The sequence below is a fragment of the Peribacillus sp. YIM B13481 genome (assembly GCF_042787985.1).
Taxonomy (GTDB): Bacteria; Bacillota; Bacilli; order Bacillales; family DSM-1321; genus Peribacillus; species Peribacillus simplex_A.
In genome coordinates this window covers 1-21,876 of sequence record NZ_JBHZPE010000044.1, presented here as the reverse complement: position 1 = coordinate 21,876, position 21,876 = coordinate 1, and the positions used below count along the sequence as shown (strand labels likewise).

Genomic DNA, 21,876 nt, shown 5'->3' with positions numbered 1-21,876 from the left:
TCATCATCTGCTATAACGCAACAAACTGCCATGGAGATTAATCATTTTTTTAGGGAAAATCAGCTTAGAATGTCAAATTCACTTTTAATTTCCCTCGCACACTATTAATAAACCAAATTTCCTCAGCGCTATTAAGGTCAGTTTTTAAAATGGGCTTTTCCTTGATTTCCTTCTTCCTTATTAATTCTTGACGAAAAGTTCCAGCGAGCAGACCTGATTCCACAGGAGGGGTATAGTAGTCACCATTTATCTTCACCACTACATTCCCGTTCGTGAATTCCGTGATGAATCCTTCTTCATTCCAAAGTAGAACGTCAACGAAGTCAGGATTATTCTTTTGAAAGCCTTCATATACATCACGATTAGTCGTCTTATGACAAAGAAAGGGATTTCCACTTGATATTGGAGTTTCAGCCAAGATAGCCGTTAATTCTGAATCAAGCGGCTTAATTGCTTGTCCGGAAACTTCCATTTCACCATTTTCTTTAAGCAGTACCCTTACCTTTTGCAATTTGCCTTGGTTTAAATCCGCATACTTTTGGAGTTCATCTCTAAGTTTCATTTCAAAGAACTGATAATTGAAGTAATCAGCAGATTGTTTCATTCGATCTATATGATCATTCAACAAATAATATTCGCCATCGCTTAGCTTCATCGATTCCAATAATTCGTAAGCAGGCCTTTCCACCGTCAATAATTTGGCCTTTAAAAAGGCTTCGTCATATTCTTCGGTTAACTCGGAATCCCAAGTGATTCCCCCGCCTACCCCATACTCGGCATTACCTGTTTCCTTTTCGATCACGACCGTACGAATCGGCACATTAAAAACTGCTTCGGATTCAGGGGTGATAAACCCGATTGCACCGCAATAAACTTCACGTGGTGAATTCTCGATATCAGTGATGATTTCCATTGTTTTTATTTTAGGTGCACCTGTTATCGAACCACATGGAAAAAGGGCCTTGAATATATCAATGATTGTTGTTCCTGGTTTCGTATCAGCTGTTATTGTGGAGGTCATTTGCCAAACGGTCGGATATTTTTCAATTTCCTTAAGTTTTGGAACCTTGACGCTTCCTGGTTCTGCAATCATTCCCAAATCATTTCTGAGCAGGTCCACAATCATGTAGTTTTCAGCTTGATTCTTTTCCGAGGCTGCTAACCAGTCTGCATTGTATTGATCCATTTTCAGTGTCGTTCCCCGCTTTACCGTTCCTTTCATAGGCCTTGTAATTAGCTGATCATCTTCCCAGCGGAAAAACAACTCGGGTGATGCCGAGAGGATACGATGTGTCCCAACGTTCAAATATGCACTATAATTCGATCGTTGAGCTCTCTTCAAGCGATCAAAGAAAGCGAAGTCGTCCCCTTCGAACTTGGATTGCAAACGCATCGTATAATTCACTTGATACGTATTGCCCTTCTCAATTTCGGATTTTATTTTTTGAAAGCCCGTATGATAGGTTGTTGAATCCATTTCTGATTGCCATTCAGCTAACTTAAAAGCCCCTGGCATTTTTTCAGGGAATTCTTCCGGTTTATCAAAAATACCGAACCATAATAATGGCATTTTGGCTCCATCTTTTACTTTAAAAGATTTTTCAAAAGCAGGTGCCGCTTCATAGGATACATATCCCGCTGCATAATGCCCCTGGTCGATCGCTTCCTGGACTTTTTGAAATTGAGGAAGGACATCCCCAATGGAATGGGCAGTAAACACTTTTTTCGGCTTCGTAAAATAGAGCGGCCTGCTCTCACCTTGTTTATCTGTGAAGTGAAATATTAAGGATATAGGATCTTCTCGTTTCATTCTTCTCTCCTATCTTTGTTTAAAGAGTCAATCGGTATGTATTTTATAAAAAAGCTTGCAGACAAGTGATCTGCAAGCTCATTCATTGACACTTATTTCATTCCAGTAACTTCTGCAATGATTTCATAAGAACGAAGGCGTGCATTCTGATCATAAATGGCAGAGTTTATAATCATTTCATCCGCCTGTGTTTCATCTAAAAAGGTCTGTAACTGCTCTTTTACCTCTTCCGGATTTCCGATAATGGAGGCATTCAATTGTTTCATGACAATGGCCTTTTCATATTCTGTCCAGATGCCTTCCATCGTATCAACTGGAGGAGCAAGTTGTCCAGGTGTGTTCCTTATCAAATTCAAAAACTGCTGTTGATAAGATGTGGCAATCCTTTGTGCCTCATCAGTTGTATCAGCTGCAAATACATTGACACCAACCATCACATAAGGTTTATCGAGAACGTCGGATGGTTGGAAATTATTGCGGTAACGAGCTAAAGCCGGTTGAGTATTTTCAGGGGAAAAATGGCTTGCAAATGAAAATGGCAATCCAAGCTGTGCTGATAATGCTGCACTGAAGCCGCTTGAACCAAGAAGCCAAATCGGGATGTCCTGTCCTTCGCCAGGGATGGCCCGAACACGATTATGTTTAGAATCCGCATCTAAATAACTGCGGAGCTGCGCCAATTGTTCAGGAAAATCCTGTCCATTATTACGCACATCACCCCGGAGCGCCATGGCAGTATATTGGTCGCTTCCCGGAGCGCGCCCCAGTCCTAAATCTATTCTACCGGGATACATTGCTTCCAATGTTCCAAATTGTTCTGCGATAACCAGTGGTGCATGATTTGGTAGCATTATGCCTCCAGAACCCACACGAATTCTTTCTGTCTTCCCTGCAACATATCCTATCAGCACGGAAGTTGCAGAGCTTGCGATCCCAGGCATACTATGGTGTTCTGCAACCCAGAAACGGTTGTAGTTCCATTGTTCCACATGTTTTGCTAAATCTATTGTATTTTTAAAAGCTCCCGAAACTGTACCACCTTCAACAATTGAAGCTAGGTCCAGTACGGAAAAAGAAATGTCGCTAAGTTTTTTTCCATGTTGATCAGCATTCATATCTTCAACTTCTTTCAATTATGATATTAAATGGACGCAAAGTCATCATATAGAAAATGCACACAAAATGCACATAAAATGCTCGAAGGGGATTAATTGTTAAGGAGTTCCTTAGCAATCAAGCGATAAGAATTCAGCCTGTCCTCCAATTTATGAGTGATGGTTATCAGCATTATTTCATCTGCTTGATATTTTTCCTGAATTTCCAAAAGGCGATACTTCACTTGAGAAGGTGTACCAAAAATCAGTTTTTCATGCATGGTTTCCATCAGTACTTTTTCTTTTTCAGTCCAATCATGATTCCTTACCTCTTCTATACTTGGAACCTGTTTTCTGTTCCTTTGTCCAATTTGTATTTTCCATAGGGTGTTGCTAAGAGCGATTTCTTTCGCAAGTTCCTCGGTTTCTGCACATATGGCCGCAACCGAAACGATCGTTTTTGGCTCTTCAAGAAAACCTTTTGTTTGGAAGTTTTCACGGTACTGTTGAAGACTCTTCAATCCATCATTTTCACTCATAAATTCACCAAATGCGTATGCAGTACCATTTTCAGCAGCAAGTTTTGCACTTTTCCCGCTTGTTCCCAATATCCACGGTTCAGGCGGTACCTTTGGGATAGGAGCAGCAGAGGTATTTGAAAACAAATGTTCTTTCGGGAATTCATCTCTAAGAAAATTCAACAGTTCCTGAACAAGTTCAGGCATTTTGTAAACATTCTGCAAAAAATTATCGGATAATGCCATCGTAGCTTCGGCAGATCCCCCAGGAGCACGTCCTATGCCCATATCGACCCTGCCTGGAAATAGGGTGGCAAGCATATTATAAATCTCTGCTATCCGATATGGCTTATAATGCGGAAGCAGAACTGCCCCAGATCCAATTCGTATATTTTTTGTTTGCGCACCAATATAGCTTATCAATACCTCTGGAACGGAACATGCCAATCCCGGCAGATCATGATGTTCAGTTAACCAGATCCTGCTATAACCGAGTCTATCTCCTTCTTGTGCAAGTTGCAGTGAAGCCTGCAATGCCTCTTGTGCTGATTGTCCGGTTGCAATTGGTGATTGATCTAAAATGCCCAGTTTCATTTTGTTACCTCCTTTCTTCTCTTTCGTAACGTAATGGTAAATCATAATTAGCCGAAAGTCGCCTGAAAAGCTTGGTTTGTTATTTTAGTTTGCAACCTTTAGCGGAAATTATATGGAGTTGAATCCAGACTGGAGTTTGTGAGTGGAATATATATTCTGACGAGGTCTTTGGTTTAATATATTATTATTTTAGAAGGTGTTCCTATTGATATTTATTCTATCGAGGTCACTTAGGGAATATACACTTTGAAAAATGAAGAAAAGCCCTAATATAGGGCCTTTCCAGAGCTATTCACTTTTTATGAATTGAGATAGTAATTCATCAGCCATTATTTGCGAATCCAAACGAGCCGCTATAAATGGGGGCTGGATCCGATTATTGGACTCTACGGGCAAACCTAACCAGATTACTCGTTTATCAAAGATGATAAAGGAAAAGGAAACTGGTGAACAAATAAAATGATCAGAGATGATATCAGGGTTCCTTTTTGCTGATATGATCGTCAATTTCACTGCAGGGTTTCGTTTCATTAAAAACTCTTGCCATTCTTCCGACAAACTGTTCAAATCCGGCACTGCTATTACCAACTCTTGTTTTGTTGATTCAATATCTTCCAGAAAATCGCCTAACTTACGGGCATGCATCCATTTTAATTTCGGGTGCTGGTGTTTAACCCATTTTCCAATGTCTTTCTTTGACACAATCTGATCATTTTGAATTTGATGATCGACAAGTTGACGAAGTGTTTTGCTGCGATAAACATGTTTGTTAACAAATGAAGTGTCACTAACATGTACGAACTTACCCTTAGTCCTTGTTATTGCAACGTTAATGAGCCTTTCACTTTCTCTTCCGGTCAATAACATTCCTGCCCTGTTTTGCGGATAACTATCAACTGTGTCAAAAATCATCATCTCCCGTTCGCTTCCCTGGAAACGATGTACAGTTGCAGCGATGATATCGGCCGTTTGCCGTTCTTTGGCATATAAATCATCCAATAGTTTTTCCATCAAGTCTGCCTGAGCACGATACGGAGCGACATAACCAATTGACCTTGTCCCTCCCACATAAGCTTCATGAATCAGTTGAAAAGATAAAAGTAATTGCCATATATTCATTCTCGAGTGGGAAGTGCGTTCCGTGATGCAATATTCCCCTGATAAGCTAGTATCTACAAGTGCCGCCGCCTTATTGGCAAATGGTTCCGCCAGCATGATGCTCTCCCTGCTTGTGGCAACACTTTCATGATCACCTACAAAATTGTTATAGACGACACGATTAGTGAATGCTGAAATATCCGGATGCATGCGGCGCTGTTCTTTTAGTAGGAATAAATGAGGATGAAGTTCCCCTTCCTCCACAGACTGAGCAACACCCGCCCGATGAAAGATGTCTTCCTTTAGCCAAAGTTTCACAAGGGAATCACGAGCGGAAGCAATAGGCGGCAATTGTTTGAAATCACCACAAACGATAATATGTTTGGATAACGCTGCAGCGAAAGCCACCTGTGGTACGTAAGCCATGCTCGCTTCGTCCAAAATTACTAGATCATACTCCTTTTGATAAACCGTTTCATCATTTGCGGCCTTTGCCAAGGTCGTTCCGATGATTTTTGCTTCTTTTACGAATTGCATCTCTTTATGGCGTATTTTCTCCAAAACTTTTGCCAGTTTTTTCTCTATCTCGATTAATTGATCCGTATCCCTTTTGCTGAAGGAGCCAGCCAAGTCATGTTTTAATAAACGTTTCTCTTCAGCTAGCTGTTCTTTTTCGTTAATTAATGCCGGTTCATGTTTACCTAATAGTTGCCCCGTAACAATATCATCATGGATGGCAAGGGATTCACCGATTTGAGACCCATAGCGAAGCACATCGCCTTCTTTGAAAAGATCTTTCTTTTTAATGAATGAAGAAATTTCAGCCATCAAAACATCGACAGCCTGGTTGCTATGGGACAAGACCAGCACTTTTTTATCTTGTAAATAATGATTGGCCACCGTACGTGCCAATGTATAGGTTTTTCCTGTTCCAGGTGGACCCCAGACAAATGTGACAGGATTGAACTTCGAGCGGGCATATAATTCTTTCACACTGCTTAGTTTTTCATTTACAGGATGTTTTTGCGGCATGGACGGATCCATCAGGCGTTTGATCCGAAGCCTTTTCTTTTTGCTTCTCTTGATTTCGTCCAAGCGGATAATCAATTGTTCAAGCAATTCCCATGGATCATGGTATAAAAAGGCTTCGCCGATCATATCGCCTAACGAGCGATCAAAAACAATGATTATACTTTTCCCTTCCGATGAGAGAATCCTGCCATCCTGTTTAATTCCTCCCCATTCAAGTCGAACGACGGAACCGACAGGAACTTTTATCGATGAACCTGTTTCAAAATAATAGCTGAAAGAACCGTCACTTGTAAGCAGATGACCGTTCGAAACCAGGTATTTTGTGCTGCCATATTTTTTTAAATGCAGGATTTCAAGCTGAAGTGCCTGCTGCCATTCTTTTATAAAATTAACTGTTGAATTCATTTTTTCACTTTCCTCACAAAATATGCCATTGAAGTATTAAGAAGCTGGCCCAGTGGCTAGGCTCTGATGTAAAATAATTTACTGTCCATATGGAATTGTTTACAAAGGCACCTGTTTTTTTACCATATAAAAGAAGGCCCAATCAAAAGATTGGGCCTCTCATACGCCAATAGTGTAACTATAGCATTTTTATAACAGACACACCATGGGCTCTTTTGGAAGAAATGGTTTAGATTAGCCCTCTGACAACTCTGTGAATTCGTCGACAAGATCACTGAAAATCCTCATTGCGTTTTCGATTGGATCAGGTTTAGTCAAATCTACGCCTGTTTTCTTAAGCAGCTCCAATGGGAAATCGGAACTCCCGCTTTTCAAGAAGGTCAAATAACTTTCAAGAGTTTTTTGGTCCCCAGAAAGGATCTTATCTGCGATTGTAATTGCTGAAACGTAACCAGTGGCATATTTGTAGACGTAAAACGGACGATAAAAGTGTGGGATGCGTGACCAGCCAAACTTCACTTCTTCATCAAAAATTATCTCATCTCCATTATAAGCACGGAATATCGATTCATAAGCTGTGTTAAAAACCTCGACATTTAGAGGCTCATCATTTTCAGCTTTTTCATGTACGATCTTTTCAAATTCCGCAAACATCACCTGTGTGAAGAATGTTCCTTTAAAACTATCTATGAAATGGTTGAGTAAGTGTTTTTTCTTTTTCACGTCTTTTGTTGTTTTAATTAAATGGCGAATCAGCAGGATTTCATTCACTGTGGACGCAACTTCAGCAACAAAAATGGAATACCCTGCACTTATTTGCGGCTGGTACTTTGAGCTATAGTATGAATGCATGCCATGTCCGGATTCATGTGCAAGTGTAAATACACTGTCTAAATCATCACGGTGATTTAATAAGATGAAAGGATGAACACCATAAAGTCCTAAATTATAAGCGCCTGAACGTTTTCCAGGTGTTTCCCTGACGTCGATGTATCTTTTTTCCTTAAAGGTTTTCAGAATTGTGATATATTCTTCGCCAAGAGGTTTCAATGCTTCCATCATCAAAGCAAATCCATCATCGTAAGAAATCTCCTCTTTAGCACCTTCGACCAATGGTATACTTAAATCATATGCACGTAGTTCTTCTACACCGAGCAATTTTTTTCTTAAATTGATGTATTTATGCATGGGTCCAATATTTTGTTTAGTAGACATAATCAAATTATCATATACTTCTTTTGGAACCTGATCTCCGAATAAGGATTTTTCCAAGGCAGATGGATAATTTCTTAGTTTTGAAAGATTCACATTATTCTTGATTGCCGTAGAAAGTGTGGAAGCGATGGTATTTTTCAACTGTACATATGGCTGATAATATGCGATATACGCCTCTTTTCTCTTATCACGATCATCGTGTTCAATCAATTTGGAATACATTCCTCGTGTAAGCTCAACCCTTTCGCCGTCTTCATTCGTGACTTCCCCAAATTTAATATCAGCATTGTTGATCATCCCGAACGTTTTTTGTGGTGCTGAAAAGGCTTCGCCTACTTGAGAAAGGACCTCTTCTTGTTCTTTCGTTAACACATGGGATTTATAGCGATAGGAATCCAGTAGATCTTCTTCAAAATATTTTAAGCCCTCGATTTCTTTTATGTACCCTTTTAATGTTTGTTCTTCAAGACTCAAAAGAAATGGCATGAAAAAGGCAGATGCATTACTAATTTTTTGCCCTAACTGACCTGCTCTATCTTGTAATGCCTGCGATGAGGTAACCCGTGTATCCAAATCTGTTTGCAGCATGGCATATACATATAGCTTGTTATAAATGTAGCCGAGTTCCTCACTTAATCGTAAATACTCGAACAAATCTTTAGCAGACTGAATATGCCCATCATAAGTTTTTAATTTTTCTGTCATCCTAAGGACTTCTTGATAATCTTTTTCCCAATTGGCCTGATCATCGTAAATATCCTTTAAGTTCCATGTTTCTTCTTCTTTGATTTCATCACGTGATTTAAACGTTTGCATATGACACTTCCTTTCAGGCTTATAGGCTTACCCTTTATTATAATCGACTTTCAGAAAAATCTGCATAGAAAAACCAGTATGCTAAAAATACATACTGGTTTTCTTTTTTATCAATTAGAATTTTGCTGCAGTTTCAGCAACCTTTGCCAATCCTGCTGCAACGATATCCTGTGTACGGTCTGGATATTGATTATGTCCCTCGATAACAACTGTTTCCGGGGTCGTTATGCCCCATAATTTTAAATTCATCGTTACGTATTTCACTGCCATTTCAGCAGCCTCCATTCCAGGTAAAGCATAATCCGATCCGCGAGCATTAAGTACAGCCACTTTTTTCTCAGGAATAAGACCAACTGGGCCTTCAGCAGTGTATTTAAAAGTTGTACCCGCTTGGGCAAGATAAGAAATATATGTTACAAGTGGAGCTGGTACAGTTGCGTTCCATAGTGGGAAGGCAAATACCACTTTGTCGGCAGCAAGGAATTGATTCAAGTATTGTTGCACGATATCAGCAATCTCCACTTCTTCCTCAGTCAATTCCATACCTTGGCTGCGTTTATAAAGGGCAGTAATTGCTGTATTTCCATAGTATGGTAAGTTCAGTTTAAATAAGTCCAATTCAGTTACTTCATCGTTACTATTCGCTTCCTTGTATGTGTTCAAAAAAGCTTCATACATTTTCACGCTAATGGCTTGATCCGCTGGACGGTCATTTGATTTAACAAATAATACTTTAGACATTGTCAGTTCCCCCAATAGTTAATTTTTATATATTTGCCATGAAAAAATAGTACAGTTTCAAAATAAATATTCAATCCATATATCTCGAATTAACTGCAATTACTACATTCACATTATAAGACTGATAATCCAAGAAGGCAAGAAATATGTTTTTTATATTAAAATGGGCATTTCAGGAATTTTCTCTTGGTTTTTTTACAACCCTAAAGTCATAATAAACCGAGAGCAATTTGCCCTCGGTTAAGTTAACTCTTTATGATGGAAGGGACATTTCCCTTTTATCGGCTCTATATCATCCCCGATGAAAAATTGTTTCCATTCATTATGATCTACATCACCAAAATGACTGATATCAGGATGTTTAGGCAGGTTATCCCATTCCTCTACTCGTTCACGAACTTTTTCACGTGACATAATCCCGCCTTTTTCCGTTCCTTCTAATCCTTCAAAAATCATCCGGGGTTGAAATCCAAGAACAAGGCTATTTCCTAAATCACGGGTTTTTCGCTGTTTATAAGCAGGTGCATTGCCAAAGACGAAGATTGGTTCACCTGCAAAATGATAGTCCCATAAATAATGCTGGGGATCTTTCGGCTTTTTAATTGGCCAAGGTTTTTTATCCTCTTTATGTAGGTATTGCAGGATATCCCAAAACTTTTTTCGGTACAGTCCTATATCTCCCTCTATTTGTTCAGGCTCCATAAAGACAAACAGGCCATGCCTGATATATGGTGGTTCTTGAAATAAATCCAGAAAGCTTTCCACTGCTTTTGGAAGATTGGACCAATCTTCCTGTGTGATATAAGCATAACGAAGTTCCCCTTTATTTTCAGCTTTCATACCAAAATAACAAGGAAACGTTTTATCCGTCACTGTATTATGGAAAGTTTGATATTCTTTAATTAGCCATTGCGGCACTCGATCGGGATTTGTCATATCTTCTTTCGTTAACAAATTTGAATTAACAGTCAGCATCATTGTTCTCCTTAAATCGTTTTACTAAATGATACCCACTATAAATAAACTAAAACATCTCTCGAACTGCCAATCACCACAATCAGGTACACCTCATGTAAATTCTTCTTTATTTAAGATTTGATAAGTGCCTCCCCGTTCCATTGTGATTCCAATTCCCACTCAAGAAATGTAATACCGGTTCAGCAAAAAAACAATTGACTCCGCATGATAATCATTTTCTTTCCTTTAGGTTAACCTAACAAAAAACAAGGAGTGATGTTTGATGGCAAGGAGAAAAAAAATTCTGGTAGCTGAAGCGCGAAAAGGACTCGATGATTTAAAAGCCAAAGTTGCTGGTACAAAGAATCCTGAAGAGGCCAAGTTTGAAGTAGCAAAAGATATTGGCGTACCGCTGAAAAAAGACTATAACGGTGAGCTGACATCCAAGCAGAATGGAAAAATAGGCGGAAAGTTAGGAGGCGGCATGGTCAAGGAACTTATAAAGATGGCACAGGAAAACTTAGGAAAAAAACATTAACCTTTCAATCCAAAATGTTACGCTCGCTTCAGTAGGCATATCATCGAAAACTGACAAAACGAATATTTTGGGACTTATCATGATGGAGGGCAGTTATTGCACTCGCAAAAAAGCTACCCTTCTTGGGCGGCTTTTTTTAAAAATTAATGATGGTCACAGGTAAAACTCTTGAAATTTCTGAGCTTAATAATTCCGACGACTTCGGATGTTAGTGGCAGCTGTATCCCTCAATATTGCAGTCAGCATTCTCTCCATATGTGTCTGGCTAATTCCATATCACTGAAGTCAGAGGATACCCAAGATCAAATAGGAAACCCGGAGCTTTTCTACCACTTTCGCTAAGATCCCTTTTGAATCTTCATCATGTATTTTCACTTTAAAGGCTTTGGCTCTCAATGGGTCTATGGCAGGTATTACTTCGGGAATTTACTCCATGACAACCGGTTATAACACCCGCATTGGCCAAACCATTCGGAATACGTCATACCGCTCCATATGCCTTTATGAACCGGAATCGCATTCTGCGCACTTCAAAATGCAGTGATTCCCATCATGCTTCCACTCAACATTTCCATTCTTGCCTAAATCTTTTTCCATCCTTCACTGCTATCGGTAATTTTTTCCAATAACCCAAATCGCCTGAAATGCATGAGCAACAGTTATTGATGTCTTTGTAGGTGGAACAGCTTTGGTGCCTAAAGTCTGCTCAAAAATTTCGGAACTTTTTAACTACACCTGCATTATCCAAACCCACATCACTCACGAGAATAATCCTATGGGCCCCATGACCATTGATTAGGTCCGGAATGATTGAACGAGTATTGGGACCACTGTAAATCTAAGGCATTAACCAGAAACTAGGATTTCCATTCACCTTAGATAAACTTGTCTTTATTTACGATTAAGATTTTTCAATTCGAGCTTCCATGTTCCTGGTGTCCATTCATTGTGGAATCCTTCTTTAGCATCCAAAATCAGAAATGCAGCTTAGTAACCTGTATCGGCTTCACAAAACCCCATATTCCTTTACGTTACTTTGATAGATTTCTTCAATTCCCTTTCCTTTTGCCCTTGCCAAGATCTCCATCCGTACTGATAATTGTTTCATGGTAAAATCGAAAACAGCTTGTTTGTCATTACCAAATGGATTGCCTAACCGATCATATCCCTCTGTATTTAGCGCGATGGCCAATGGTGAAAGTTCCTCCATCCTCTTTTCAACTTGTTTAAAGATATGTGGATGTTCACTGATGATTCTCTGCAGCAGGAAAGTCCCATAAGCAATATGGCGTGATTCATCTTTTTTCAAAAGACCCACGCCCTTTAATAAACCAGGCATCATTTTACTAGCTTCGAGAGTCTGATAGAACCCGAAATATCCAGTTTCTGCAAGAACGCCCTCTGTAAACATATTATAAACAGTGGCCGCTTCTGCCAATGCTTCAGGGGATTGGTCTGATAAAAGTTTCCCCATCGCTTCCGGCAATATTTCATAAAAAATGGATTTATAAATGTCTGAGTGATAAACCGACAAATCACCCTTTTCACCAACTTGATCTAATGTATATCGAAAGAACTCCATATGCTTCGCTTCCTCGAATAAAAATGTCGTTAAGTACATTTCTTCCTCGATTCTACCTTCTTTGGCTATCGTCATAATGAGGGGGAGCAAATCCAAAGTCACGGCTTCTTCTCCGCCCTGAAAAAGGGAGATGATCCGTAATAATGCTTCCCTTTCATTATCAGTAAATGACTTCCAATCTTCTTTATCTTGGCTGAAATCAATGTCACGGGGATTCCATATACCGAATTTCTTTGCCTTTTGATAAAGTTTAAATGGTAGGGTATCTTCTCTAAAACTCCGGCTGGTGGTCGTTAAATTCTTTCTTTTCATGTAAATGCCTCCTTGAAATATGATCTGAAAACTTCTGAATCCATAAGGAATTATTTAATTGGTAAGAGTTTTCATTATATTGTAAGATATTACTAGCATTTATCCTAGCACTGAAAATGTAGGGAGGAATAAAGTCGAATGCTTGAGGAAACCCTGATGAATCATGTAAAAAAGATTTCCCAACAAAAGGATATTGCAAATAAATCACAAATGATTGTAAAGGGCTGTGTGAATTTTTTTTCTTTTCAACGTGCATCTTTATTCAGTTACTCATGTTTAACAGGAGTGGGTGAAGGAATATGCGCATGTACTGGTGAAGATACTTTTTCATTACATAATATTAAAGAAAACATTCATGATATATATCCTATCCACCAAGCTGTCATCCATAACAAACCCATATACTTAACCATTCAACATGCGCAATCCTCCATTCCTGCAAAATACGTTAAAAAATTTTCCATCTCATCATTGGCAATCATACCGATAATTGTAAATGACATGGTCATCGGTTTTGTTTTGGTTGACCCCATTCAGGCAAACGAGCCAGTTACCAAGAATGATTTAATGAAGCTGTCCCATTATTTGAAACTGGCTGTCAGTTCAACATTGGATTCGGCTCCTCCCACTTACCATCTAAGTAAACGTGAAACGGAGGTCCTTCAATATTTAGCCAATGGTTTAGGATTAAAGCAAATGGCATCAAAAATGAGCGTTAGTGAATTTACTGTCAGAGATCATATTTCTTCTGCAATCAGGAAATTAGGAGTGAATCACCGAACTGAGGCGGTGGCTGTTGCAATAAGGCACAAAATGATTATGTGAAAACAAAAAAACCTTCAAAGAAGGTTTTTTTGTTTAAGTATCATTGAGTCACTTTTTCTTCAACTTTCGCAGTCCAATTTAACTCGTCTGAAATTTTACCTGTTTGGACACCTGTCAGTGTATCATAAAGCTTTTTAGATAGTTCCCCAGTTTCCCCGCTTTGAACGATCATTTCTTCACCATTCCATAAAAATTCACCAATTGGCGATATAACCGCGGCTGTACCCGTTCCAAAGGCCTCTTCCAAATGACCTGATTTATATGCTTCTTTGACTTCCTCCATGGAAATACGTCTTTCCGTCACGGGAAGATTCCAATGTTTAAGCAATTCTATAATGGAATCACGGGTAATACCCGGAAGGATACTTCCATTTAAAGCAGGAGTGATAATTTCACCATTAATTTTGAAGAAAACATTCATGCTTCCAACTTCTTCAATATATTTTTTCTCTACCCCGTCTAACCAAAGAACTTGGGCATAACCCATCTTTTCGGATACTTCCTGGGCTTTAAGGCTCGATGCATAATTCCCGCCTGTTTTAGCTTCTCCTGTACCACCATTAACTGCACGTGTGAAAGCTGACTCCACGGCTATTTTAACTGGATGAATGCCTTCTTTATAATAAGAACCTACAGGTGACATGATGATGATGAACTGATATTTTTCTGATGGAGAAACTCCAAGGTAAGGCTCAGTAGCTATTATGAATGGCCTGATATATAAGGATGTACCTTCTGCCTGAGGAACCCAATCCTTATCAACGCTAATTAAAGTTTTTAAGGCCTTCAATGCAAAATCAACGTCGATATCCGGTATGCACAATCGGCTATTTGAACTATTTAAGCGTTGGAAATTCTTTTCCGGACGGAATAAGATTATTTCATCTTCTGGTGTTGCATATGCTTTTAATCCTTCAAAAACAGATTGACCATAGTGGAAAATCATAGCTGACGGCTCTAGTGCGAGCGGTTGATAAGGAACAATTCTTGGATCATGCCACCCTTGCCCTTGTGTGTAATCCATAATAAACATATGATCGGTAAACTGCTTACCGAACTCAAGCTGGTCCGCCTGTGGTTTTTCTTTCTTTGTTGTACTAAGCGTGATTTGCATGTCGTGTTCCTTCATTACCAAAACCCCTTGTTGAATAAATTTACAAGATTTCACTTCCATAAAATCTATCTTTAATTAGTTTACTCCTATCAGGAATCATAGTTCAAGCCTTTTGACCAAATTTTCGGAATTTTTTAAAATAAACGAGTTAGACTTCCTACTATGATTCCTGAAAAAAGAACCGGTTATTCCTAAAACTTTTCAATAAATATCAAAACCAGTTGTTCGTTCAGGTTTCTTGAATTCCTGAATATTAGGGTTAATTTTAACAAATTATCAACAATAATGCCAATGTGAATTTTGTATTTCTTTCAACATGGAACAGACAGTAATCCGCTTGTCGTTTCCACTCCTTTAAAATGGAATGACTGAATAAAAAGATGTGTAGCGGATTCCTTATGAGCTACAGCATCCGAACCGATACTCAACTTAATACTTATATGTATATTAACAAGGAACATATAAGGAATGAAACACTTTTTATACCATTTCATAAAGTGGGGTCATGAATGGGTTTTTAGATATATTTCCAATTTCAATCCATTATGGTACATAGATACAAATTTGTTGTTAAATTCAATTTAGTAGTTTACTACTAAAAAATAATCTTATATACTTATCCCCAAGATAGATAAAACGCATGCAAATCAAAATATTATAGATAAAACGCATGGTACTTTATTATTTTTGACGAGAAGGGGTAACAACATGACAAAAAACAGGTGGTTAATCGCTTTATCCGCTATCGCTATTCACCTTTCCATTGGTGGTGCATACGCATATAGCGTATACAAAAAACCTTTGGTTGAGACTATGGGGTGGTCAGAAACTGAAGTCACGTTAGCATTCACAATAATGATGGCGCTTGCAGGAACTTCTGCAGCCTTCTTTGGGAAATATGTAGAAAAAAATGGTCCAAGAAAATCAGCTTTGGTTGCTGCTTTATTATTCGGTTTAGGACAAGCTGGTTCCGGGTTGGCTGTAATGGTCGATTCACTACCACTTTACCTATTGACATATGGGGTTTTAAGTGGTCTTGGTATGGGGATCGGGTACATTTCACCAGTATCCACTTTAGTTAAATGGTTCCCTGATCGCAGGGGATTGGCGACAGGAATGGCAGTATTAGGTTTCGGTGCCGGAGCCCTCATAACAGCCCCAGTAGCTGCAAGCCTTATGGAATCCGTTGGCATTTATACAACTTATTATATTTTAGGCGCAGGCTATTTCATCCTAATGTTCTTAGGTGCAACCTATATTGCACCTCCAAAGGCTAACTGGCTACCTGAAGGAATGATGAGAGATATTGAGTCCGGTAAAAAAGAATTGAAGAAAGACCTAAGGCAATTAACTGCAAAAGAAGCGGTTAAAACTAAACACTTCTGGATGTTATGGTCAATGAAATTAATTAATACAAGTGCGGGTATCATGATGATTTCGGTAGCTTCACCTATGGCTCAAGACGTTGTTGGGCTTTCTGTGGCAGGTGCTGCAACATTAGTCGGTATTATGGGAATCTTTAATGGCGGAGGTAGACTTGGCTGGGCAGCGGCCTCTGATTATATAGGCCGTCCAAATGTCTTCGTCATTTTCTTCATCATACAAATTGGAGCGTTCCTTTTACTTCCAACTACTACAAATACACTATTGTTCCAAGGACTCATCTTGTTAGTCGTTAGTTGTTATGGGGGAGGATTTTCAAATCTACCTGCATTTGCCGGGGATTTATTTGGAACCAAGGAAATTGGGGCCATTCACGGGTATCTTTTAACTACATGGTCTCTAGGCGGAGTTTGCGGACCAATGTTGGTTACTGCGATTAGGGAAAGTACGAACAGTTATATCCCGGTATTCTACGTTTTCGCCGTATTAATTGCGATAGCATTCGCCATCTCTATCTGGTTGCGTTTGGACATTAAAAAAATGCAAAGAAGACAGAAACAAGGATTAACGAATACATTAAGTAAAATATCCTAATTTATAACAAGTATCTTATGACCTGGCAAAAAGGCATTTCTCAAGTAAACTTCCAAAAACGGCGGTTAACTTTGATGATGCCTTTTTTTAGTTTTTTGAACATTATCCAATAAATATAAGTCTTCACAAGCATCTGGACAGACTCCCCTTTCCTACCTTGGCGCCCGTCAAAAATATGGGAACTTCAAAAGTAAAAGAAATTCGAATTCCAGCCCTGTTACTGGTCATAGGAAACTGAACAAGTTATATAGTTTAACATGAAGCCAAATAAGGGAATCAAGTAAGAGATGGAATTAGGGGGGATTGTTTTGTGGATCAATAAACCGTTTTTTAAATATGCAAGCGGAATAATTTTGATCATTTTAATTATATTTTTACTAGGTAAGATTGATTATGTTTTGCTCCCGCTACAAAAAATCATTGCAGCTATATTCTTCCCTATTATAGTGGCTGGGCTTTTATACTACATATTACGGCCAGTCGTTAACTTTTTAACTGAATATATCCCTAGGACTTTTAGCATTTTCATCGTCTTTTTGATTATATTCAGCATGATTGGGATGGTAAGTTACTTTGGAAGTCCTGTAATTGTGGACCAATTTCAAAAATTATCTGAAAACCTCCCAAGCAAAGTCAAGGAATTCTCTAAAGAATCCGAAGATATAATTGAAAAAAATGACTTTGGCATGGTTAATATGGAAGATCTGAAAGAAAAAGCGGTCACACATTTAAAAGATTATTCGGAAAAACTCTTAGGGAATGTCCATACTATTTTCTCCACGATCACTAGTGTATTGACCGTTTTGGTCATTACACCATTCATTTTATTTTATTTCTTGAAAGATGGAGATAAACTAAGACCATTTCTATTAAAATTTATTCCGAACGACGTAGAATCAGAGGGGAACACGATTTTAAAAGACGTTGATAGAGCTCTATCAATTTATATTATCGGACAATTCATCGTATCAATCGTCATTGGGACTTTGATGTATATTGGCTACCTAATTATCGGTCTCGATTATGCACTCGTATTAGCCCTATTCGCCATGATTTTTACTGTTGTACCATTCCTTGGTCCATTTATAAGCATCATCCCTGCTCTTTTCATCGCCTTACAGCAAGACATTGGATTGGCAGTGAAAGTGCTCATTGTACTTACAGTCGTTCAACAGGTCGAAGGGCACTTGGTTACACCGAATATTATGGGAAAACGGCTCAACATTCACCCACTGACGATTATTTTATTGCTGCTTGCTGCAGGATCAATATATGGTTTCATTGGCATTTTAATAGCTATCCCCACTTATTCCGTAGTAAAAACGATTATAGGAAACTTCAGGAAGTTTTATAGGTTACGAAAAAGGATCACATAATCAGGAATGGTTGTATCCCCCTTATATCCACCAATTTACGGGGACCTATCCTAGAACTGCACCCCGTTGATCACCATCTAACAACCATCTAACAATTGGAGGTTTTTTTATGACCAACTCTTCATTAAGATAAATGTAATAGCTGTTTTTCCATAAAAGCAAAGGATTATTTGTCAACGGTTGCCACTGAAATATATTGTTAATCTAATACTTAATAGAGAATTGGGAGCCTCAATTTAAAGAACATGGCGATGTTAGTTTGGTGTCTAACATTTACGGGGCAGTTCACTTTTGCCTACGGTCTTTTTTGTTTTAAAATAGAAGGATTAAAACTTGAGGTGATAAGGATGCTTTCTAAACATGATTCTATTCAGCGAGATCATCTTGAAATGATTACTTTAGATTAAAAGATCCAGCGAACCATTTGGCTCGTAAAATGGAGGCCGCCATTGTTTTTGGGACAATTGTACACCTGGAAATACGCATGATAGTCACATCTTAGAGTCACTTGTTGGCCAAGTAATTGAAAAAGTTGGGAAACCCGAAGCTGTTGCAAGCAGATGCAAAAGAAAAGCATGGTATGCGTTGGACTACTTTAAGGGGACTTAAAAATTGTCGATCAGGCGATGGTCACTTTCCCTGCAATGAAAGTAAAGAAGATGGCCAATTGGACCTGGCAAGGTCTAAAAATGGCCTAACAGCTCGTAGAGACCCAATTCCATAAAAATTGAGAAAAATTCAAAGGGAATTTCAAAAGGGGTTCGGAATGTTTTAATTCCGAACCCCTTTTGTCTACAAACTGCCTTATCCGATTTTTTTTGTTTTCAAGAGGTGTAATGAGTATGGATCGAGATTGCCAATTTTAAAAATTAAGTGCCTGATTTCAGAAAAGAATAGTGTCCGGCCGCAAGAAAAAGCAAAAGTAGTATACGGACTAAGCGAAGATATTTAGTTAGGCAGCGTGAACCCGATAATCTCGGGCCCATGCCTTAAAATTTCAGCTTGATTCGTTGATGATTGCAGGAATGTATATAATCTTCTAGCTCTTGTCTAAAAAATGCACAATGCTCTCGAATTCCTGTAAATAAAGTAATTCAGATATTAAACATCTGTGACTCATTTTTAGGCTTTGTTCTTCAGTGTTTGTTTAATATTTTTTTAATCCACCGTTTGAAAAACGCTTTGACGCTTTTCTTTTTTATTACTTGAATGGCTTGATTTTTCTTCTCAATATAAATTACTTCATTGTTTATGGCACTATTTTCTGCTAGTACTAGACCCAAATCGGAGTTATGGTCTTTGTTGAGAACAATTTTGTAAGGAATATTATGACTTATTGCCAATTTAATATATTTCCCTAGATATTGATAGTCCATCTGACCATTTAAAAACAAATTTGAACGGGGATGCCGCTTCATCATTTGCTCAATCTCCGGATATACATTCATTTCAAAGACTTGGCTTTTTTTTAGGACGATGACGACTCGCTCCCGTAATGTACCCAGGAATTCCCTTCGTTCGCCAGGCTTGATTTCTTTTGGACCGTAGATTCCTTGCTCTAGATAGTCCTCCACTTTTAGGCGTGACAATTTTTTCCCACCTCCGGTTTCACTTCAATAATGTATGAAAAATGGCCAAAAATAGTGCCCATCTCCTTTGGAATGCTAAATGTAAAAAGTAGTTGGGGTTAACTTTCCCCTTTTGTAGTCTACCCTTCCTTAAAAAAATTGTCACCCTAGCTTCGCTTCATGCATAGGATAGTATATGTGTGAATATAGGTTGCTTAAAAGAGGGACGGGGAAAAACATGAAAAAATTAATTGTATTTGTATTGATATTCGCCTTTAGTTTTGTTGGGTTCAGCAATACTTCAGGTGCAGCCGCAAGACAACTGATCATCATCAATAAAGCCAATAACCAGCTAGCCTATTATGAAAATGATAAATTGGTGAAGGTGTTCATCGTGGCGACAGGAAAAAAAGCCTCATATACTCCTGAAGGAAAGTTCAAGGTCGTGACAAAGATTGTGAATCGTCCCTATTATAAAGGCAACATAAAAGGAGGAGATCCAAAAAACCCTCTGGGGAAACGATGGCTGGGGATAAATGCACGGAATACACCAGGTAATACGTACGCAATACACGGCAATAATGATTCTAAAAGCATTGGCAAGTATATAAGTGCCGGTTGTATTCGCATGTATAACGATGATGTTCAATGGCTGTACGATAAAGTGGGAATGAACACTGTTGTCTTAATTGCCAGTTCGAATAAATCATTTGCTTCCATAGCTGCTACGAATGGATATAAGGTGAGCGGATCTAAAAGCCTACCTGTACAGAATACCTACATTTTCCTGAAGAAAGGAAGTAGTGGCCCCCAAGTAATTGAGCTACAAAAAAGATTAACGAAACTTGGATACAGCACTAAAGGAATTGATGGGGGATTTGGAAAAAATACCGAAATGGCTGTAAAGAAATTTCAAAAGGCTAAAAATCTTACATCTGATGGGGTCGTCGGACCACAAACAAAAAAAGCACTTGGACTTAAATAATTACTATTACTGATATCCCCTGATTAGAGGATATTTTTTTTTTGTCTAAACTGTAACAAACCATACATTATTACCCATATTGTCTGTAATTTCCCACCACCACTTATTGGCTTTATGTTATAATTTTTACATAAACAGCTAATCATAATCGCACTGCATTACATATAAGGAGGTAATACAAATGTACGATGAACTTCTCATATTATCCATTAAGTCAATTTTTGTTATCGGCACCATCGCAATGTTTGTGATTTTAGGATTCGTAAAAGGACGCAAGTTTTAAATTACCCAATTCTTTAAAATATCCTTATTGCCTGATTACTTGTATTATGTTCATACTGGTAATCAGGTTAATTTCACTCAGAAAAAAAAGCATATCCTCACTGGGCATGCTTTGCTTTACCAATTCCAGTAATCCGTTTTATCTAAAATTTGATCAATATCAAATGTATCAATAAGGATTGGAACTGATTCTTCTGCAATCTCTTCAGTCGCTCGCAATAATTGGTCGATATCAATAATGGCCAAAATAGTCCTCTCCCTTTTTTAATGGTCTTTACCCTCATTTTTAATACATTAAACAGTTCGTTCAAAAGATATTTTATTAGAGGGTAGCCCTTTAATTTTACATTTGACAATTATTTAAGGTGCAGTGAACCATTTTTTTCAGATCCTTCCGGAGAAAGCGTATGTATCAATTTAACCAGTTTATAAAATGTCCCACTGCAGATGGTTACCTCGGGCAGATTATGAAAAATTGATTTTTTATTAATATGATAATTGTCTTTCTCAGGTGAATACACAATAATTTTCTTATTTAATGATAAAGCATATCCAAGCTCATAAAGATTGCCTTTACCTGCAGTTAGGAAGATCAGCATGAAATCAGCTTCCTCAATCCCCCTTTTTTCATATTCTCCAATACCTTCAGCAATTTGGTTATTTTCATCATCCGCAATTAAATTCCAGTCATTCACACATGTAAATCCTTTTGAAGTCAATTTCTTGATCAATGACCTTACTTGCTTCAAATTTTTTTCGTCTGATGCTATATAATATTTCACTCATACACCTCCAAAATATTTAACTATTGATACTTTTTACCTATATTAACTATACTATACATATTCGTTATAAAGAACGCAATATCCTTTCCCTAAAAATTAAAAATAATTAAATGACACCGTTTCAATCAAAGAAATTTGAAGCGAAAAAACCATCATTCCTTTACAGATAATGATGGTTTCAGACTGTAGACAAACTCGATGAAAATCGAGTTTGTCTATTTTTTATGAGTTGTACAATTTGGCCGTTGATTT

17 protein-coding genes and 1 pseudogene are annotated in these 21,876 nt (G+C 38.2%); 6 read left to right on the top strand and 12 right to left on the bottom strand.

Annotated elements, in window-relative coordinates:
• Positions 1–64: 64 nt before the first annotated feature.
• From pabB to ACFX4X_RS19900, 7 genes are all read right to left on the bottom strand, one after another.
• Positions 65–1,810 carry an aminodeoxychorismate synthase component I gene (pabB, locus tag ACFX4X_RS19930; protein ID WP_377385713.1) on the bottom strand — a complete coding sequence of 582 codons (1,746 nt, stop codon included), beginning with the start codon at positions 1,808–1,810 and terminating at the stop codon, positions 65–67.
• 92 nt (positions 1,811–1,902) lie between these two features.
• On the bottom strand, positions 1,903–2,925 hold the full coding sequence (locus ACFX4X_RS19925) for an LLM class flavin-dependent oxidoreductase (protein WP_318683852.1): 1,023 nt from the start codon (positions 2,923–2,925) through the stop codon (positions 1,903–1,905).
• A gap of 92 nt (positions 2,926–3,017) precedes the next feature.
• Positions 3,018–4,016 (bottom strand): LLM class flavin-dependent oxidoreductase, encoded by a 999-nt coding sequence (locus tag ACFX4X_RS19920; protein ID WP_377385710.1) that lies wholly within the window; start codon positions 4,014–4,016, stop codon positions 3,018–3,020.
• Positions 4,017–4,304: 288 nt separating this feature from the next.
• A complete protein-coding gene (locus ACFX4X_RS19915) occupies positions 4,305–6,551 on the bottom strand; it encodes an AAA domain-containing protein (protein ID WP_284470622.1) in 2,247 nt (748 codons plus the stop codon).
• Positions 6,552–6,785: 234 nt separating this feature from the next.
• Positions 6,786–8,582 (bottom strand): oligoendopeptidase F, encoded by a 1,797-nt coding sequence (gene pepF, locus ACFX4X_RS19910; protein WP_284470621.1) that lies wholly within the window; start codon positions 8,580–8,582, stop codon positions 6,786–6,788.
• A gap of 114 nt (positions 8,583–8,696) precedes the next feature.
• Positions 8,697–9,338 (bottom strand): FMN-dependent NADH-azoreductase, encoded by a 642-nt coding sequence (locus ACFX4X_RS19905; RefSeq protein ID WP_377385707.1) that lies wholly within the window; start codon positions 9,336–9,338, stop codon positions 8,697–8,699.
• Between the two features lie 225 nt (positions 9,339–9,563).
• The gene (locus ACFX4X_RS19900) at positions 9,564–10,298 is read right to left on the bottom strand and encodes a YqcI/YcgG family protein (RefSeq protein WP_377385704.1); all 735 of its coding nucleotides are present in this window, start codon (positions 10,296–10,298) and stop codon (positions 9,564–9,566) included.
• Between the two features lie 265 nt (positions 10,299–10,563).
• Here ACFX4X_RS19900 and ACFX4X_RS19895 point away from each other — a divergent pair, with 265 nt between their 5' ends.
• Complete coding sequence (locus ACFX4X_RS19895) at positions 10,564–10,818, top strand: alpha/beta-type small acid-soluble spore protein (RefSeq protein ID WP_061463398.1); 255 nt, start codon at positions 10,564–10,566, stop codon at positions 10,816–10,818.
• Between the two features lie 1,006 nt (positions 10,819–11,824).
• Here ACFX4X_RS19895 and ACFX4X_RS19890 read toward each other — a convergent pair.
• Positions 11,825–12,712 carry a R2-like ligand-binding oxidase gene (locus tag ACFX4X_RS19890; protein WP_377385701.1) on the bottom strand — a complete coding sequence of 296 codons (888 nt, stop codon included), beginning with the start codon at positions 12,710–12,712 and terminating at the stop codon, positions 11,825–11,827.
• A gap of 138 nt (positions 12,713–12,850) precedes the next feature.
• Between ACFX4X_RS19890 and ACFX4X_RS19885 the strand changes: the two genes are divergently transcribed.
• On the top strand, positions 12,851–13,537 hold the full coding sequence (locus ACFX4X_RS19885; protein ID WP_377385698.1) for a helix-turn-helix transcriptional regulator: 687 nt from the start codon (positions 12,851–12,853) through the stop codon (positions 13,535–13,537).
• A gap of 40 nt (positions 13,538–13,577) precedes the next feature.
• On the opposite strand, the gene ACFX4X_RS19880 is transcribed toward ACFX4X_RS19885, so the two are convergent.
• Positions 13,578–14,666 carry a branched-chain amino acid aminotransferase gene (locus tag ACFX4X_RS19880; protein ID WP_061463403.1) on the bottom strand — a complete coding sequence of 363 codons (1,089 nt, stop codon included), beginning with the start codon at positions 14,664–14,666 and terminating at the stop codon, positions 13,578–13,580.
• 693 nt (positions 14,667–15,359) lie between these two features.
• Between ACFX4X_RS19880 and ACFX4X_RS19875 the strand changes: the two genes are divergently transcribed.
• The 3 genes and pseudogenes from ACFX4X_RS19875 to ACFX4X_RS19865 all read left to right on the top strand — a co-directional run.
• Positions 15,360–16,628: an L-lactate MFS transporter gene (locus ACFX4X_RS19875; protein WP_284470616.1), complete on the top strand. Its 1,269-nt coding sequence runs from the start codon at positions 15,360–15,362 to the stop codon at positions 16,626–16,628.
• 308 nt (positions 16,629–16,936) lie between these two features.
• Positions 16,937–18,004 carry an AI-2E family transporter gene (locus tag ACFX4X_RS19870; RefSeq protein WP_284470615.1) on the top strand — a complete coding sequence of 356 codons (1,068 nt, stop codon included), beginning with the start codon at positions 16,937–16,939 and terminating at the stop codon, positions 18,002–18,004.
• Between the two features lie 556 nt (positions 18,005–18,560).
• Positions 18,561–18,702 (top strand): annotated as a pseudogene (locus tag ACFX4X_RS19865) (IS5/IS1182 family transposase); the annotation flags it as partial.
• Positions 18,703–19,140: 438 nt separating this feature from the next.
• Here ACFX4X_RS19865 and ACFX4X_RS19860 read toward each other — a convergent pair.
• Positions 19,141–19,593, bottom strand: a complete 453-nt coding sequence (locus tag ACFX4X_RS19860) for a YueI family protein (RefSeq protein ID WP_377385694.1) — start codon at positions 19,591–19,593, stop codon at positions 19,141–19,143.
• A 217-nt stretch (positions 19,594–19,810) separates the two neighbouring features.
• Between ACFX4X_RS19860 and ACFX4X_RS19855 the strand changes: the two genes are divergently transcribed.
• Positions 19,811–20,557 (top strand): L,D-transpeptidase family protein, encoded by a 747-nt coding sequence (locus ACFX4X_RS19855; protein WP_284470613.1) that lies wholly within the window; start codon positions 19,811–19,813, stop codon positions 20,555–20,557.
• A gap of 399 nt (positions 20,558–20,956) precedes the next feature.
• On the opposite strand, the gene ACFX4X_RS19850 is transcribed toward ACFX4X_RS19855, so the two are convergent.
• Together ACFX4X_RS19850 and ACFX4X_RS19845 are read right to left on the bottom strand one after the other, a co-directional pair.
• Positions 20,957–21,085, bottom strand: a complete 129-nt coding sequence (locus tag ACFX4X_RS19850; RefSeq protein ID WP_377385689.1) for a hypothetical protein — start codon at positions 21,083–21,085, stop codon at positions 20,957–20,959.
• 110 nt (positions 21,086–21,195) lie between these two features.
• The gene (locus ACFX4X_RS19845; protein ID WP_284470612.1) at positions 21,196–21,621 is read right to left on the bottom strand and encodes a nucleoside 2-deoxyribosyltransferase; all 426 of its coding nucleotides are present in this window, start codon (positions 21,619–21,621) and stop codon (positions 21,196–21,198) included.
• Positions 21,622–21,876: the final 255 nt, after the last annotated feature.